Annotated in this window: 16 protein-coding genes; 9 read left to right on the top strand and 7 right to left on the bottom strand. The window is 32.7% G+C overall.

Features of this window, described 5'->3' with window-relative positions; all coding sequences use genetic code 11:
• A complete protein-coding gene (locus M0D21_RS14010) occupies nt 1-465 on the bottom strand; it encodes an Mpo1 family 2-hydroxy fatty acid dioxygenase (protein WP_248330591.1) in 465 nt (154 codons plus the stop codon).
• A 168-nt stretch (nt 466-633) separates the two neighbouring features.
• On the opposite strand from M0D21_RS14010, the gene M0D21_RS14005 reads away from it, so the two are divergent.
• On the top strand, nt 634-1,188 hold the full coding sequence (locus M0D21_RS14005; protein ID WP_248330589.1) for a thioredoxin family protein: 555 nt from the start codon (nt 634-636) through the stop codon (nt 1,186-1,188).
• Between the two features lie 34 nt (nt 1,189-1,222).
• On the opposite strand, the gene M0D21_RS14000 is transcribed toward M0D21_RS14005, so the two are convergent.
• The 5 genes from M0D21_RS14000 to M0D21_RS13980 all read right to left on the bottom strand — a co-directional run bounded on the left by M0D21_RS14000 (nt 1,223) and on the right by M0D21_RS13980 (nt 5,257).
• Complete coding sequence (locus tag M0D21_RS14000; protein ID WP_248330587.1) at nt 1,223-1,744, bottom strand: YfiT family bacillithiol transferase; 522 nt, start codon at nt 1,742-1,744, stop codon at nt 1,223-1,225.
• The gene (locus tag M0D21_RS13995; protein WP_248330585.1) at nt 1,744-2,541 is read right to left on the bottom strand and encodes a hypothetical protein; all 798 of its coding nucleotides are present in this window, start codon (nt 2,539-2,541) and stop codon (nt 1,744-1,746) included. The genes M0D21_RS14000 and M0D21_RS13995 overlap by 1 nt, the downstream gene beginning before the upstream one ends.
• A gap of 274 nt (nt 2,542-2,815) precedes the next feature.
• Complete coding sequence (locus tag M0D21_RS13990; protein WP_248330583.1) at nt 2,816-3,748, bottom strand: peptidylprolyl isomerase; 933 nt, start codon at nt 3,746-3,748, stop codon at nt 2,816-2,818.
• A gap of 148 nt (nt 3,749-3,896) precedes the next feature.
• A complete protein-coding gene (locus M0D21_RS13985; RefSeq protein ID WP_248330581.1) occupies nt 3,897-4,694 on the bottom strand; it encodes a tetratricopeptide repeat protein in 798 nt (265 codons plus the stop codon).
• Nucleotides 4,691-5,257, bottom strand: a complete 567-nt coding sequence (locus M0D21_RS13980; RefSeq protein WP_248330579.1) for an RNA polymerase sigma factor — start codon at nt 5,255-5,257, stop codon at nt 4,691-4,693. Before M0D21_RS13980 ends, M0D21_RS13985 begins: the two co-directional genes overlap by 4 nt.
• 99 nt (nt 5,258-5,356) lie before the next feature.
• On the opposite strand from M0D21_RS13980, the gene M0D21_RS13975 reads away from it, so the two are divergent.
• From M0D21_RS13975 to M0D21_RS13955, 5 genes are all read left to right on the top strand, one after another.
• Nucleotides 5,357-5,926: a hypothetical protein gene (locus M0D21_RS13975; RefSeq protein WP_248330577.1), complete on the top strand. Its 570-nt coding sequence runs from the start codon at nt 5,357-5,359 to the stop codon at nt 5,924-5,926.
• A gap of 3 nt (nt 5,927-5,929) precedes the next feature.
• Nucleotides 5,930-8,650: a CHAT domain-containing protein gene (locus M0D21_RS13970; protein WP_248330575.1), complete on the top strand. Its 2,721-nt coding sequence runs from the start codon at nt 5,930-5,932 to the stop codon at nt 8,648-8,650.
• Between the two features lie 183 nt (nt 8,651-8,833).
• Nucleotides 8,834-9,070, top strand: coding sequence for a hypothetical protein (locus tag M0D21_RS13965; protein ID WP_248330573.1), 237 nt, complete (start codon nt 8,834-8,836; stop codon nt 9,068-9,070).
• A gap of 190 nt (nt 9,071-9,260) precedes the next feature.
• Nucleotides 9,261-9,437, top strand: a complete 177-nt coding sequence (locus M0D21_RS13960) for a hypothetical protein (protein ID WP_248330571.1) — start codon at nt 9,261-9,263, stop codon at nt 9,435-9,437.
• Between the two features lie 36 nt (nt 9,438-9,473).
• Nucleotides 9,474-9,620 carry a hypothetical protein gene (locus M0D21_RS13955; RefSeq protein WP_248330569.1) on the top strand — a complete coding sequence of 49 codons (147 nt, stop codon included), beginning with the start codon at nt 9,474-9,476 and terminating at the stop codon, nt 9,618-9,620.
• 66 nt (nt 9,621-9,686) lie between these two features.
• Here M0D21_RS13955 and M0D21_RS13950 read toward each other — a convergent pair whose 3' ends face one another.
• The gene (locus M0D21_RS13950; RefSeq protein WP_248330567.1) at nt 9,687-11,894 is read right to left on the bottom strand and encodes a RecQ family ATP-dependent DNA helicase; all 2,208 of its coding nucleotides are present in this window, start codon (nt 11,892-11,894) and stop codon (nt 9,687-9,689) included.
• Nucleotides 11,895-12,132: 238 nt separating this feature from the next.
• Here M0D21_RS13950 and M0D21_RS13945 point away from each other — a divergent pair, with 238 nt between their 5' ends.
• Genes M0D21_RS13945 through M0D21_RS13935 form a run of 3 tightly spaced genes read left to right on the top strand, consistent with a single transcriptional unit; the run spans nt 12,133 to nt 14,281 of the window.
• On the top strand, nt 12,133-13,098 hold the full coding sequence (locus M0D21_RS13945; protein ID WP_248330565.1) for a KpsF/GutQ family sugar-phosphate isomerase: 966 nt from the start codon (nt 12,133-12,135) through the stop codon (nt 13,096-13,098).
• The gene (gene tatC, locus M0D21_RS13940) at nt 13,098-13,934 is read left to right on the top strand and encodes a twin-arginine translocase subunit TatC (protein WP_248330562.1); all 837 of its coding nucleotides are present in this window, start codon (nt 13,098-13,100) and stop codon (nt 13,932-13,934) included. The genes M0D21_RS13945 and tatC overlap by 1 nt, the downstream gene beginning before the upstream one ends.
• Nucleotides 13,931-14,281, top strand: a complete 351-nt coding sequence (locus M0D21_RS13935) for a carboxymuconolactone decarboxylase family protein (protein WP_248330560.1) — start codon at nt 13,931-13,933, stop codon at nt 14,279-14,281. Before tatC ends, M0D21_RS13935 begins: the two co-directional genes overlap by 4 nt.
• Nucleotides 14,282-14,334 lie beyond the last annotated feature (53 nt).

Genomic DNA, 14,334 nt, shown 5'->3' with positions numbered 1-14,334 from the left:
CTATTTTTTTCCAAACATTTTTTGAATTACCCAGGCAGGACCAATCAACAAATATTGGAGATCTTCTAAGAAAGAAGGCTTTTGTCCTTCTACTTTATGTCCATAAAACTGACCTACCCATGCCGCAACAAAAATACCGACAGACACTATCCATAAAGGAGCATATTGACCGATGTAATAATTAGCGATAATACAAAACGTCGAAAAAAGTAAAATCTGAAAAGCCATCTTTATCGATAACCTTATATAAAAAAACAGCACTAATAATAATGCCAAAAATGCCCAATTCTCGATAAATGGGTTATTACCAGGAATTATTGAGGCTAAAATCCCACTTGGGATACTCATTAAAAGCCCTACTATAGAAAAAAATATCGCCGGAACACAAATAAAATGTATTGCAATATTGGTTTTGTTTTGATGGCTTACTGCATATTCTTCAAACCAAGTTTCTAGTGATTTCATATAATTATTTTTAATACAATGAATAGATTCAAGACAGCCAATTTATTAAATACCTCCCATCTATAAAAAAACTATTTCATAAAGTTTAGTTTGATTGTAACTAAGGTAAGAATTTTTAGACTTATACTATATAAAATTGTAATTTGGACCACTTCAAAGACTAAAATTATGGCACGCACACCTTCTAACATGTTACCTTTAGGAACAATCGCTCCAGATTTCACCCTAACCGATACGGTTACCAAAGAAAACTTTTCACTTCAACAACTCAAAGGAGAAAAGGGAACAGTTATAATGTTCATTTGTAACCATTGCCCTTTTGTAATACATGTTAATGAAGAAATTGTAAGAGCAGCCAATGATTACCGTGCTCAGGGCTTTAATTTTATAGCCATTAGTAGCAATGATGTTGAAAAATATCCTCAGGATGGACCGGAAGAAATGTGGAAAAATGCACAAAAAAACAATTACACCTTTCCTTATCTGTATGATGAAACACAAGATGTAGCCAAAGCATATGATGCCGCCTGTACACCTGACTTTTATTTATTTGATACAGAATTAAGGCTTATCTATCGCGGTCAACTAGATGATTCAAGACCTGGAAATGGGATTCCTGTTAACGGAAGAGATTTAAGACAGGCATTAGACGCTGTTCTTCGTAATGCAAGCGTATCTGCAGATCAAAAACCTAGTATTGGTTGCAATATTAAATGGAAGTAATACCATTACAAATGCGTTGAAATATTTGTATTGTTTAAGAATTTTGTGCGATAATTTTTAAATGTTCCAAATGATGATTACCATGCCATGCGTAGATACCGATATCTTCTGCAAGTGAAATGGTAATATTTCCTTCTGGATGAATAAAAGCTCTATCGAGATCCTGTTGCGAAAGACCTTTTAGAAAATATACCCATTTGGCATGTAATGCCTTTATCATATCTAAAGAGAGCCCAATTGGTGCCAATTTTGTATCGAATAGCTCTGCCCACAACTGTTCATTATAAGCTTTAATTTTTGGAGTATCTTCGGTCATCGCCCATTTAAAGCGAATATAACCGTGATGATGACTATCGTGTATATGATGTATAACTTGTCTGGCAGTCCAACCTCCATCTCGATAAGAAGTTTCTAACTGTTCATTAGAAAAGTTCCTTACCAACTCGGAAATTTTTTGTGGTAAATTTTCAATATCCGATATCCATATTTTTATGTGATTAGCAGTAATTTCTTCTGGACAATCAAACTTCCCTATCGGATATTGTAGATTCTTCATTATTGCTCTACTTTGGCGTACATAAACTCTTCGTTTGAAAAAAGATCTACCAATGTTAATACATTGGCATCAAGATTCTCTATTTTGTATCTGTACATTCTATCGTCCATTGGAAAAAAGCATACCAAAACACCTTCATCTATCTTTGTTTTTAATCTATTAGCAAATTTTCCATTGTAAAAATTAAACCTAATAGTACCTTCAAAAATGATGTAGTCATCAGTATTTTGCACAAATAACCATTTACCTTGCAGCGCTTCGTAGGTATCTTTGTTATAGAATTTATTATCTAACAACGCTTTCATTTTGTTAGCATATTCTACAAAATCTGTTTCAGGGCTTACATCTGACAAAGGAGAACCTATGGTTTCTTTATCGATTTCATCTCCATTATTAAAATAGTGCTTTGATTCGTATTTGGTAAATGATCGCGAGTAATCTAATACTTTTTGCCCACTTTCATTGGTAGTATTTAAATACGGACGTTGTTTATAATTTACATAGATAAGTTGATCATTCCAGAAATAAAAGTCTGTCATAATACTCGCACTGCGTGTACTTACCTTTCTTTTAATTTTTTTCAGGCGTTCGTGTTCATAATAACCTTCTAATTCGGCACCATGATCAGCCATCTTATCCAGAAACTCTTCGGGGTCTAGGTAAAAAGTTTCAAATTCAATGTAGCCATCAATAATTTCCATTTGATCTTTGATATTGGTCAGAACGTCTTCTTTGCTCTGTCCAAACGAAAAATAAAAACTACAGATAGCCAGTGAATATATTAATATTCTCTTCATATCTAGGGGTATTATAGCAGTTTTGTTTACAACTAATAGCTTTGCTAAAAATTTTTTAACAAAATGATTTCTACCAAAATATAAAAATCTTATGTTAAAAGAAATTTAATGCATAAAAAATAACATTAATCACGTAAAAATTACAAGTCAATACAACAAATGATTCATTCACTATCAATCATTTAAAACAACCTTAATTTTATTACAATTATTTCAAAAAAAATCCCTAAACAATTTAGGGATTTTCTATTGATAAGTAATCGAATTACTATTATTATTTCACATTCACCAATTCAACATCGAAAATAAGTGTCGCATTTGGTGGAATTACTCCTCCAGCTCCTCTTTCTCCATATCCCAAATAAGATGGAATAACTAGACGAGCTTTATCTCCTACTTGTAACAATGCAATTCCTTCATCCCATCCTGGAATTACTTGTCCCATCCCTAAAGGGAAGTCAATAGGCTGATTTCTTTTATATGAAGAGTCAAATACCGTGCCATCAGGCAAACTTCCTTTGTAATGCACTGATACTGTTGCTCCTTTCTCTGCTTTAACCCCGTCTCCTTTTTGAATTATTTTATAACGGAGACCACTATCTGTTTTATCAAAACCTGCAGCCAGCTCTTCCAATAGCTCTTCTGCTTTCTTTTTTGCAGCAGCTTCACGTTCTGCTTTAGCACCATTAAATTGTCTAAAAGTTTCTACAGCATTAAACTTTTCTGCTTCTTCTCCTACTCTAACAATTTCCAACTCTTTGATTTCGTCTCCTTGAGCCACGGCATCTACGATATCTTGTCCTTCTACTACTTTACCAAAAACAGTATGCTTACCATCTAGCCAAGGAGTTTCAACATGTGTAATAAAAAACTGGCTACCGTTGGTACCTGGACCTGCATTTGCCATAGACAAAACACCGGGTCCATCATGTTTAAGGTCTGGATGAATTTCATCGTCAAATTGGTATCCTGGGCCTCCAGCACCAGTTCCTTGTGGATCTCCTCCTTGAATCATAAAATCTGCAATTACTCTATGAAATTTCAACCCATTATAATAAGGTTTTCCTTGAGGAATTGCTTGGTTGTCCAGATTCCCTTCGGCAAGTCCAACAAAATTACCTACTGTCCCTGGTGTTTTTTTATATTCGAGATTTACAACAATATCCCCTTTATTAGTTTTAAATTTTGCGTATAATCCGTCTTGCATAATGTTTTGTCTTTAAGCATTATATTTATTGAGGTGCAAAGATAGGTAATTACTTAATGTTTAAGCTACAAAAACAGTTGATTGTTCAGTATTAATATTGACATGTAAGCAAGATAAAAAAGCTTTGAGAAATAAAGAATTCCTAAAGTTAATCTATAACTTCTAATATTTCTTTAGCTTCTGTATATTTATAATTACTATTGTCGGATATAATAGTCTGCAAAATACTTTTAAGAGCTACTTTATTCTTTTGTTTTAAAAACACTAAAGCTTTATACCAATTTGCTTTTTTAGCTTGTAATGTCTTTGATTGTTCAAGAAGCTCAAACTGCTCTAGTGCATTATCAAATTTTCCAAGTTCGATATATGCAATTCCATTATAAATGTAACTAAGAGGGTTAATTGTAGTTTCTTTTTGGTGATATTCTGAAAAAAACTGTACCGCCCTATCATATTCTTTTTCTTCAAACAATAACTGCGCCTTTTCCAATAAGCTATGAGTACGATTTCCTCTAGTTACTAAAGAAGGGATTTCATCTAAATGGATATAAGTCCCATATAAATCATCATAGCTATTATCTTTAAAAACAAATAAACTAACCATAAACAGTATGACAACAGTTGCTGCAATGCCAATACTCCAAAGCTTTTTATGATTTACATTCTTTCGATTGCCAGTAACTACGGCTTGTATAGTAACTTTTAAATCTGAAGCTTCTTCACTTTGAAAAAACGACCGTAGTTGTTTTGCCCGATCTGTCTTTAATATATTTTTATCTCCTTCTACCCAATCTTTACCTCCATAAACAGCCAGCATCTCTTTTTGTAATTTAAATTCCTTTGCGAGTATAGCATCTGTACGAAGTTTCTCCTCGAACATTTGCTGTTCTAATATTGACATCTTACCATTCAGGTAATCATCAATTTCTATAGGATAATCCTTCATAATCCTTTCATGTTTTTATATCTGTTATCTTTTTTAATCAATTTTGTTAACTGTGATTTACAATTAAAAATACGCTGCCGTACTACATTATCACTATTATATCCTAGTTCTTCTGTGATCTTTTTATAAGGTACTTTCTTAAAAAACAATTGTAATAATTGTTTACAATTATCCGATAATTCGGCTAGTTTTTCCTGAAACAATTCCCATTTTTCTTGTTCCAAAGTTGCCATGATCATGTCCTCGGTCGCTTTATTACGTTCTATGACCTTATCGTTTGTTACTATTAATTTTTGTTTATTTAGTTCTCTACGCCATAAATTTCTACAAGCGGAATAGAAATATGCCCTAAACGAACCTTCAACAACAAAGGTTTTTACCCGATATCTGGCGATTAATTGTAATAACGCTTTCTGAAAGATATCTTCTGCATCACTCAAAGTACCATTATTATTTAGAACAAAACTTTTTATTTTAGGAAACTCCTTAAGATACAAATCTTGTATGACATTTCTATCTCCAGAAACAAGCAGTTTTAGCTGATCATTTTCGTTTATCGACATTAAAATATCTTTAACTTTTTATTTTTTTATTTTTACATGGTAACATTTGTCAGGTTTGGGGAATATACTAATGAATAATGAAAACAAAAAAAATTAAAAATGAAAAAAATCACGTTACTATTGGTAGTGGCAGTCTTTACAATTGGAATACAAAGCTGCTCAACAAAAGAAGAAGTGTATAACGAAAAATCAGAAAATATTATACCCGATGACTTTCTTAATGCAGACGATTTGATCGACAATCAAAGTTTACTTAAAGCATCTCCTGAATCATCGAATACATCCTCATGCTTTACCAAAATCTATGTAGTATTTCCAAAATATTCAACAATAGAAGATCATATAGACTATACTATATTCGCTAGAAAATTTAAATTCAGCTCTATTATGTATAGTACATTCCCATATTGTAACGATGTTTATGAATGGTACGTCCCTTGCAATGAAATCCCCACTGATAATTGTATTTTTGCCTGTTCTCCTATCGACAATCTTAAATCTGAAGGTTCAAAAACTCATGCTGCAGAAACTTCTAATTTATCTGATAATGAAGATGAAGATCCTGCTTGCGGAAGAATATGCAATGGGGCCAAAGGATGGGGTTTAGCCTCTGACCTTTCTTGTAGCGAAATTAAAAAATCTGTTGGGCTTCTACTTAACGAAAACTAAAGTTTGAACAAAAACCATAATATCATATTAATTTTGTCTTTCTTATTCCTGATCTCTTGCATTAGAGGTCAGGAAATTTCGTTTAAACTTGATTCCATTCATCAGCTTAATGGTTCTGATTATGAGAAACTTTATTTATATCTTGAACTTTTTAGTTTATATGAAAAAAATGAGGATTTTACCCAGTTAGGACATGATGCACATCAATTAGGAAAATGGATTCATAAAGAGCAAAAATGGAATAAAGCTATAGATATTATTAAAATAGCTTATGAAGCTAGAGAAAAAGCCGAACCCTACAATATTGAACTCTTAAAAAGAAGTTATTTTAACTATGCTATTTATAACAAAAGACTTAAAAACTATAGTGTAGCTATATTTTATTTCAAAAAAATGCTAGGTCTGGGTGGCACTGATTTCTTAAGAGGTCGTGCGTACGCAATTATAGGTGAATGCTACAGTATTTTGGGAGATTATCATACTTCAATTGACTATCAACAAAAATCATTACAAAATTATAGTAAAAGTGATATTCAAAAGGGAAGACTTATAGACGGTAATATATATATTGCTTCAACCTATGGTTACATTAGATCTGAAGAAAGTTCAAAAAAAGCTATCCTTCATTTAAAAAAGGCTGAAAGCTTACTAAAAAAACAACCTAAATCTAACCTCTACAATTCATATTTAATTTATAATAATCTTGGAAACCTCTATTGTGAAGGGGTTAAAACCAAAGATTTAAACAAATGTATTGAATGTTATTCCAAAGCACTAAAAATACTCCATGATTTAAACATTAAAGAAAAACTTCCAAGAATATATTATAATTTAGGGCTTACACATATTGAAACCGACACCACTTTGTCAGGATATTACTTTCAACAAGCACTAAAATACTCTAATCATAATCCTTCATTTAAACATAATATATTTTTCGGACTAGGCATAAAAGACTTATATTCAAAAAATTACATTAAGGCACATGAAAAATTCTCGAATTCATTTTCCTTATTATTCAATAAAAAAATAAGCAATATTTATTGGCTGCCTGAAAAGGATGAATTAAAAATAATATCAGATAAAGTGAGTTTTTTAGAACTCATTAAACGAAAACTAAGAACATGGATTGAACTTGGAAAATCGAAAAAAGAATCTATCTATTTTAATGAAGCCATTCGAACAACATATAAAGGGGATGAACTTATAGATCTATTATTACAAAATGACATTTCAAATCAGACAAAGTTATTATGGAGAAGTTTGGCATCGCAAATTTATATTATGGGCATCGAAACATGTATTCATTTGAAAAACCATAAAGATGCTTTCTATTTTATGGAAAAAAGCAAAGCATTACTATTAACTCAAGAAGTTACTAAGAACAAAATTGATATTCCCATTAATATTCTTGAACAAGAAACTAAAATAGAAACCGAAATTGTTAGGCTTCGAAAATTACTTTATGAAACAAATGAGACTCTAAAAGATTCTATTTCTGAAATTTTATTGGGACAAAAAAATAACCTACAGCTTTTTAAAGATTCACTTTCATCACAATACCCAACTTATTTTTCTTCGATCTCCAATCCCAAAATAATTCCTTTATCGGAAATAAAGCTTAAAAGTGATGAAGTAATTATCGAATATATTATGGTTGAAAAAGTTGCTCAAGTTCTTCCCGAAGCATATGGAATGTATATATCCAATGACAAAAAAATGCTTTTTAACCTCAAAAATAATGAACAATTATTGGACAAAATTGAATCTCTAAGAGAAAAATTAAAAGCTCCATTTACAACAGCCGAAGATATTTATTCATATCAAAAAGTAGCAAATCAGTTATACAAAATACTTTTCCCCCCGGAGATACGTGATCCTATAAAAAATAAAAAAGTGACTATTGTTACAGATCACTTTCTTGGTTTTATTCCCTTCGAAGCGTTAGTTACCAATTTGGATACCGGAAGGTACCTTATAGAAGATTCTGAGGTTAACCATACTTATTCTTTATCTTTTCAACAAGAAAATTCAACCATTCCTCGACAAGCGGAAAAAGAGTTTCTAGGTGTGGCTCCAGTAAATTTTTCTAATGAACTTTCCGATTTATATGAAAGTGAAGTAGAAATTAATAATGCCAATACATTTTATGATGGATCCTTATTGATTAAAAAAAATGCCACCAAAAAGAATTTTATGCGACAAGCCAGTGAGTACAAAATTTTACACTTGGCAACGCATGCATATGCATCTGATTCGATTGCTCCTTGGATTGCATTTCATGAATCCAAACTAACTATGGATGAACTCAATATAATTAAAAATAACGCAGAATTAGTAGTACTTAGCGCTTGTAATACATCATTAGGAAAGTTAAAACGAGGTGAAGGTGTAATGAGTTTAGCCAGAGGTTTTTTTAAATCTGGTGCCAACACAGTGATTCCATCCTTATGGAGTACAAATGACAAAGCAACCGCTACAATCACTACTAATTTTTATAAACATCTAAGCCAAGGACAAACCAAATCTGAAGCCTTACGAACTGCAAAACTCGATTACTTGCACAACAATACTGATGCGGAAGCATCACCGCATTATTGGGCATCATTGGTATTAATTGGAGATACTGGAGTATTAGTCCCTAAATCTAATAATTTATGGATATTCTTCTTAGGATTTGGAGTTGTTTTACTTATCCTTATGATATATCGATTCTTCTTCTAAAAAAAGAACTATAAAACGGAATCTTTGCAGTTCCTTTAATACCTTTTCTGATAAAACATTTGTTAATTTTTTCAAAAAAAAGAAAAGCCATAGTAACAATAAGCTTTTTGATGAACGTATTTTTAGACATAGTATCTGAGTGTCTATAAATGATCAGAAATGTATTATTCTAAAATTATCATTATGAAGAAAAAAAAATTAGACAATTTATCTTTAAAGAAAAATGTAATCTCTAGACTTGGAGGCTTATCGGTTAAAGGAGGTGTTTTTAACTCCTTAGTAAAGTGCGTTTCTCAGGACGTAAAGTGTGATACCGCTTCTGCAGCTTTACCTTGTTTTTCAAAAGATTGTATAGTACAGACCAATGAGTGTGGACAAACAGAGGTGAATTGCTTATCTCTTGATGTCGCTTGCCAATAAGATTTATGCTAGAAGAAAGAATAGTGATTCACTATTCTTTCTTCTTGTAAGCTAAAGAGAATAAGTACAAAGTGCTTTTTGAACTTATTAATAAAAAAGTAATTAATTACCAAAAATTAACATTCTAGAAGAATACATAACCATTTAAGAAGTTTAACTTTAGGTATTACTAACTCATAAAACCTATATCATGTTAAAAAACGTTTTAAATCTCAAAGGAACTCAAAAATTAGACAAGAACCGGCAACAGTCAATTAATGGTGGTTCCGGTAATGGTTGTGCCCAAGCAATCTCCATAGATGGCACATTATGCTTATGTCTAGGTTGGTTCCCTAGAAATGGTATTTGCGTAAACGGAAACCCTTGATTGTAATAATTTATAATAACCTCTTAAAAAGAAATTATGTTAAGAAATTTTAAGTGTTACAAAATCCAAAACATACAAACCATTTATGGCGGTTCTAATCGTGGTGACGACAATGGGCCTGTAGAGACCATGGGTCTTAGCTTTGGAGATATTCCTATAACCACAGAAAAACCAAAAAAATAAATAGAAGTAAAAAATAAAAGGCTTTGAAAATTTTCAAAGCCTTTTTTAATAATTATCTATTAACTTCTAATTAGCTACTTCACTGATAAACTTAATTCGATATAGTCTCAGCTCTTCATCATCATAATCTCCATCAAACTCTTCAATGGCTATGTCTATTTTATCGTTTTCTGCCTCCAGAAAATATTCATGAATTTCTTCTTGTTGATCTTCGTCCAAAATTTCATCAATCCAATAAGTAATATTCAGCTTTGTACCGCTATAGACAATAGCTTCCATTTCCTTAATAAACTCAGGCATCTCCATCCCTTTTGCAGAAGCAATATCATCAAGAGGAAGTTTACGATCTACATTTTGAATAATATATAGTTTCAACCCACTATTTGCTCCAGTACTTTTAACCACAAAATCATCTGGACGCATTATATCATTTTCATCAACATATTTTGAGATAAGTTCTACAAACTCTTTCCCATATTTTTTTGCCTTTCCTTCTCCTACGCCATGAATATTACCTCCTAATTCCTCAATAGAGACAGGGTATTTTAAAGCCATATCTTCAATAGATGGATCTTGAAAAACAACAAACGGAGGCACCCCTAGTTTTTTAGCTACAGCTTTTCTAAGATCTTTTAACATCCCCACTAGTTTTTCATCGCTAGCGCCTTTACTCCCTGCTTTGGCTGCAGTCACTATAGTATCATCACTTGTCTCATCATAGATATGATCTTCTGTCATCATAAAACTTACCGGAGAATCGATAAACTTCCTACCCTCCTCAGTTATTCTAATGACACCATAGGTTTCAATATCTTTACGTAAATACCCTGCAACCAACACCTGTCGCACTAGAGCCATCCAATATTTATCGTCTTTTACTTTTCCATTTCCGAAGAAATCCTGCTCATGGGTTTTATGTGAAATAATTAATGCATTGCTTTTACCAATAAGAGTACTTACAAGATCTCTAGACTTATAAATTTCTCCGGTTTTACTAACTATCTCTAATAAAAGTTTTACTTCTTCTTTGGCTTCGTGTTTTTTCTTAGGATTTCGAACATTATCATCCATGTCTGCTCCTTCGCCATTTACCTCATCAAACTCTTCTCCAAAATAATGTAAAATGAATTTACGTCTTGATATTGATGTTTCTGCAAAAGCCACTACTTCCTGAAGTAAAGCGTGACCAATTTCTTGTTCGGCCACAGGTTTACCACTCATAAATTTTTCAAGCTTTTCAATATCTTTATAAGAGTAATATGCCAAACAATGCCCTTCTCCTCCGTCGCGGCCAGCACGACCAGTTTCCTGATAGTAGCTCTCTATACTTTTGGGCATATCATGATGTATCACAAAACGCACATCTGGTTTGTCTATTCCCATTCCAAAGGCTATTGTCGCTACCACAACATCAACATCTTCCATCAAGAACATATCCTGGTGTTTGGCTCTGGTTTTGGCATCTAAACCTGCATGGTACGGAACAGCTTTTATCCCATTCACTTCTAGGGTCTGGGCTAATTCTTCAACACGTTTACGACTAAGACAATATACAATACCACTTTTACCTCCATTTTGTTTTACAAAACGGGTAATATCTGCGTCTACATTTTTTGTCTTTGGTCTAATTTCGTAAAACAAATTAGGGCGATTAAATGACGCTTTAAACGTTTGTGCATTGCTCATCCCTAAATTTTTAAGGATATCTTCTTGCACCTTAGGAGTAGCAGTAGCGGTTAGGCCAATAATAGGAATATCTTCTCCTATTCGTTTTATGATATTCCGAAGATTTCTATATTCTGGTCTAAAATCATGACCCCATTCACTTATACAGTGTGCTTCATCTACGGCCAAGAAAGAAATTTTTTGAGATTTAAGAAAGTCTACATATTCTTCTTTTGTAAGTGATTCTGGAGCCACATATAATAGCTTTGTAACTCCGTTGGTAATATCACCTTTCACTTTTTTCACCTCCGATTTATTAAGAGACGAATTAAGAACATGTGCTATTCCTTCTTCGGAAGAGATGCTTCGTATGGCATCTACTTGATTTTTCATTAGTGCGATAAGTGGAGAAACTACAATAGCTGTCCCTTCACACATTAAAGCTGGTAGTTGGTAACATAGGGATTTTCCACCACCAGTAGGCATGATCACAAAAGTATTTTGTGCTTCTAAAATACTTTGTATTACCTTTTCCTGTAATCCTCTAAATTGACTAAACCCAAAATACTTCTTCAGAGCATCTTGCAAGTCAGTTTCATTCAAGCTCATTAAATCTTCTAACTTTTATATACCAATTAAATAAAGATTTCAACAACACTAAAACCTGTCTCCCCAATTACAGATTTAGTGGACATTATCAGTTATGATTTTTGAATGTCAAATATAAGGAAACCATAAAAAATAATCCTTTTTTTTGACACTATTTAAAATTAATAAGGTATTGTATACCTTTGCGTAAATTAAAGATAATAAAATCTTTATTTATAACGAGCAAATTTTTTAAATTTTGAACACCCAAGACACTATAATCTCTTATGCCAAAAAGACCATCGCCGAGGAAGCTCAGGCGATTGCTTATTTAGAAGAACTTGTAGATGAAGAATTCTCTAAGGCCGTTGAAACCATACAAAACTCTAAAGGTAGAGTGATCATAACGGGAATAGGTAAGAGTGCAATTATTGCTACAAAAATAGTTGCCACAATGAATTCTACAGGAACACCTGCTGTATTTATGCATGCTGCCGATGCTATTCATGGAGACTTAGGAAATATTTTAAAGGATGACGTTGTGATTTGTATTTCTAAAAGTGGAAATACCCCTGAAATAAAAGTACTAGTTCCTTTAATTAAAAATTTTGAAAATCCGCTTATCGGTATTACAGCAAACAAAGAATCTTTTTTAGGAAAAGAAGCAGATTATGTATTACATGCATATGTAGATAAGGAGGCTTGCCCTAACAACTTAGCTCCTACCACAAGCACTACTGCGCAATTAGTTATGGGCGACGCTCTGGCAGTTTGTTTACTTCATTTGAAAGGTTTTTCGAGTAGAGATTTTGCAAAATACCATCCGGGCGGTGCTTTAGGTAAAAAGCTATATTTAAGAGTGGGAGATATTACTTCTCGCAATGAAAAACCAAGCGTATCCCCAAGTTCTAACATCAATGAAGTGATTGTAGAAATGACCGAAAAAAGGCTTGGTGTAACTGCTGTAACCGAAAATGGAAAAATTATAGGAATTATTACCGATGGTGATTTACGTAGAATGCTAACCACAAATACTTCTTATGAAGGTCTTACCGCAAAAGATATTATGTCTCCTAATCCAAAGGCTATAGAAAATACAGCCATGGCTGTAGATGCTCTGGAAATTTTGGAAGAAAACTCCATATCGCAGTTACTTGCTGCAGAAAACGGAAAATATGCCGGCGTGGTACATATTCATGATTTAATGCGAGAAGGTATTTTATAATGGCAGACAACAGAAATAAAGATCCGCAATCAATGTCTTTTCTTGATCACCTTGAAGAGTTACGTTGGCACTTAATACGAGCGACAGTAGCAGTACTCATTGCTGGTATAATTGCATTTATCGCCAAAGAATTTATCTTTGACGTATTGATTTTTGGACCAAAAAAGGCCGATTTCCCAACATACAAAGGACTTTGCAATCTATCTAAACTATTAGGATTAGATGAAAGTTTATGTTTTAAAGAACTACCTTTTAGTGTTCAGAGCCGGAAAGTCGCAGGACAATTTTCTGTTCATATCTGGACTTCAATAACAGCTGGTTTTATTATAGCATTTCCCTATGTTTTGTATGAGTTTTGGAAATTTATTGCACCTGCCCTATATGATAACGAAAAAAAATATTCAAAAGGGTTTATTATTATTTGCTCTTGTTTATTTTTCTTAGGAGTTCTTTTCGGATATTATGTGATTACACCATTATCCATAAATTTCTTAGGAGGATATCAAGTCAGTAAGGAAGTACTTAATGAGTTCGATATTGATAGCTATATCGCATTAGTAAGAGCATCGGTTATTGCCTGTGGTTTAATTTTTGAATTACCCGTAATTATGTTCTTTCTTACCAAAGTGGGATTAGTTACCCCTGAGTTTTTAAAAAAATACAGAAAATTTGCATTAGTAATAGTACTTATCCTTTCTGCTATCATTACCCCTCCAGATATTGCAAGTCAGGTTATCGTTGCTATACCAATTTTAATATTATATGAGGTAAGTATTTTTATTTCGAAAATTGTGATTAAAAAAGAAAAGAAAAAATTACAAAACCAATCTTCATGAGCACCATAGTAGATGAATTTAACGAATACCGAGAAAAAATGAATTCTCGTATTCTTGAGGATAACAATAAAATCATTAAAAGAATTTTCAATTTAGACACTAACGCCTATATGGAAGGTGCTCTAGATGTAAAAACCAAGGAATTATTAGGACTGGTAGCCTCTGCTGTTTTAAGATGTGACGATTGCGTACGTTATCATCTTGAAACATGCCATAAAGAAGGTCTTACCAAAGAACAGGTGGTAGAAGCGCTGAGTATTGCTACTCTGGTAGGAGGAACAATTGTTATTCCTCACTTGCGCAGAGCCTATGAATTTTGGGATGCTTTGGAGGAAAAAGCTTCTTAATTGGGGTTGAAAATAATAATGTACATTTACTAACCATTTTTAGCAACATCTAC

Source organism: Aquimarina acroporae (assembly GCF_023195925.1).
GTDB classification, from domain to species: domain Bacteria; phylum Bacteroidota; class Bacteroidia; order Flavobacteriales; family Flavobacteriaceae; genus Aquimarina; species Aquimarina acroporae.
This window is presented reverse-complemented; position numbering and strand designations above follow the sequence as displayed.

Coding starts and splice junctions, on each gene's coding strand:
- M0D21_RS14010 (WP_248330591.1), bottom strand. CDS start 465: ATGAAATCACTAGAAACTTGGTTTGAAGAATATGCAGTAAGCCATCAA.
- M0D21_RS14005 (WP_248330589.1), top strand. CDS start 634: ATGGCACGCACACCTTCTAACATGTTACCTTTAGGAACAATCGCTCCA.
- M0D21_RS14000 (WP_248330587.1), bottom strand. CDS start 1,744: ATGAAGAATCTACAATATCCGATAGGGAAGTTTGATTGTCCAGAAGAA.
- M0D21_RS13995 (WP_248330585.1), bottom strand. CDS start 2,541: ATGAAGAGAATATTAATATATTCACTGGCTATCTGTAGTTTTTATTTT.
- M0D21_RS13990 (WP_248330583.1), bottom strand. CDS start 3,748: ATGCAAGACGGATTATACGCAAAATTTAAAACTAATAAAGGGGATATT.
- M0D21_RS13985 (WP_248330581.1), bottom strand. CDS start 4,694: ATGAAGGATTATCCTATAGAAATTGATGATTACCTGAATGGTAAGATG.
- M0D21_RS13980 (WP_248330579.1), bottom strand. CDS start 5,257: ATGTCGATAAACGAAAATGATCAGCTAAAACTGCTTGTTTCTGGAGAT.
- M0D21_RS13975 (WP_248330577.1), top strand. CDS start 5,357: ATGAAAAAAATCACGTTACTATTGGTAGTGGCAGTCTTTACAATTGGA.
- M0D21_RS13965 (WP_248330573.1), top strand. CDS start 8,834: ATGAAGAAAAAAAAATTAGACAATTTATCTTTAAAGAAAAATGTAATC.
- M0D21_RS13960 (WP_248330571.1), top strand. CDS start 9,261: ATGTTAAAAAACGTTTTAAATCTCAAAGGAACTCAAAAATTAGACAAG.
- M0D21_RS13955 (WP_248330569.1), top strand. CDS start 9,474: ATGTTAAGAAATTTTAAGTGTTACAAAATCCAAAACATACAAACCATT.
- M0D21_RS13950 (WP_248330567.1), bottom strand. CDS start 11,894: ATGAGCTTGAATGAAACTGACTTGCAAGATGCTCTGAAGAAGTATTTT.
- tatC (WP_248330562.1), top strand. CDS start 13,098: ATGGCAGACAACAGAAATAAAGATCCGCAATCAATGTCTTTTCTTGAT.
- M0D21_RS13935 (WP_248330560.1), top strand. CDS start 13,931: ATGAGCACCATAGTAGATGAATTTAACGAATACCGAGAAAAAATGAAT.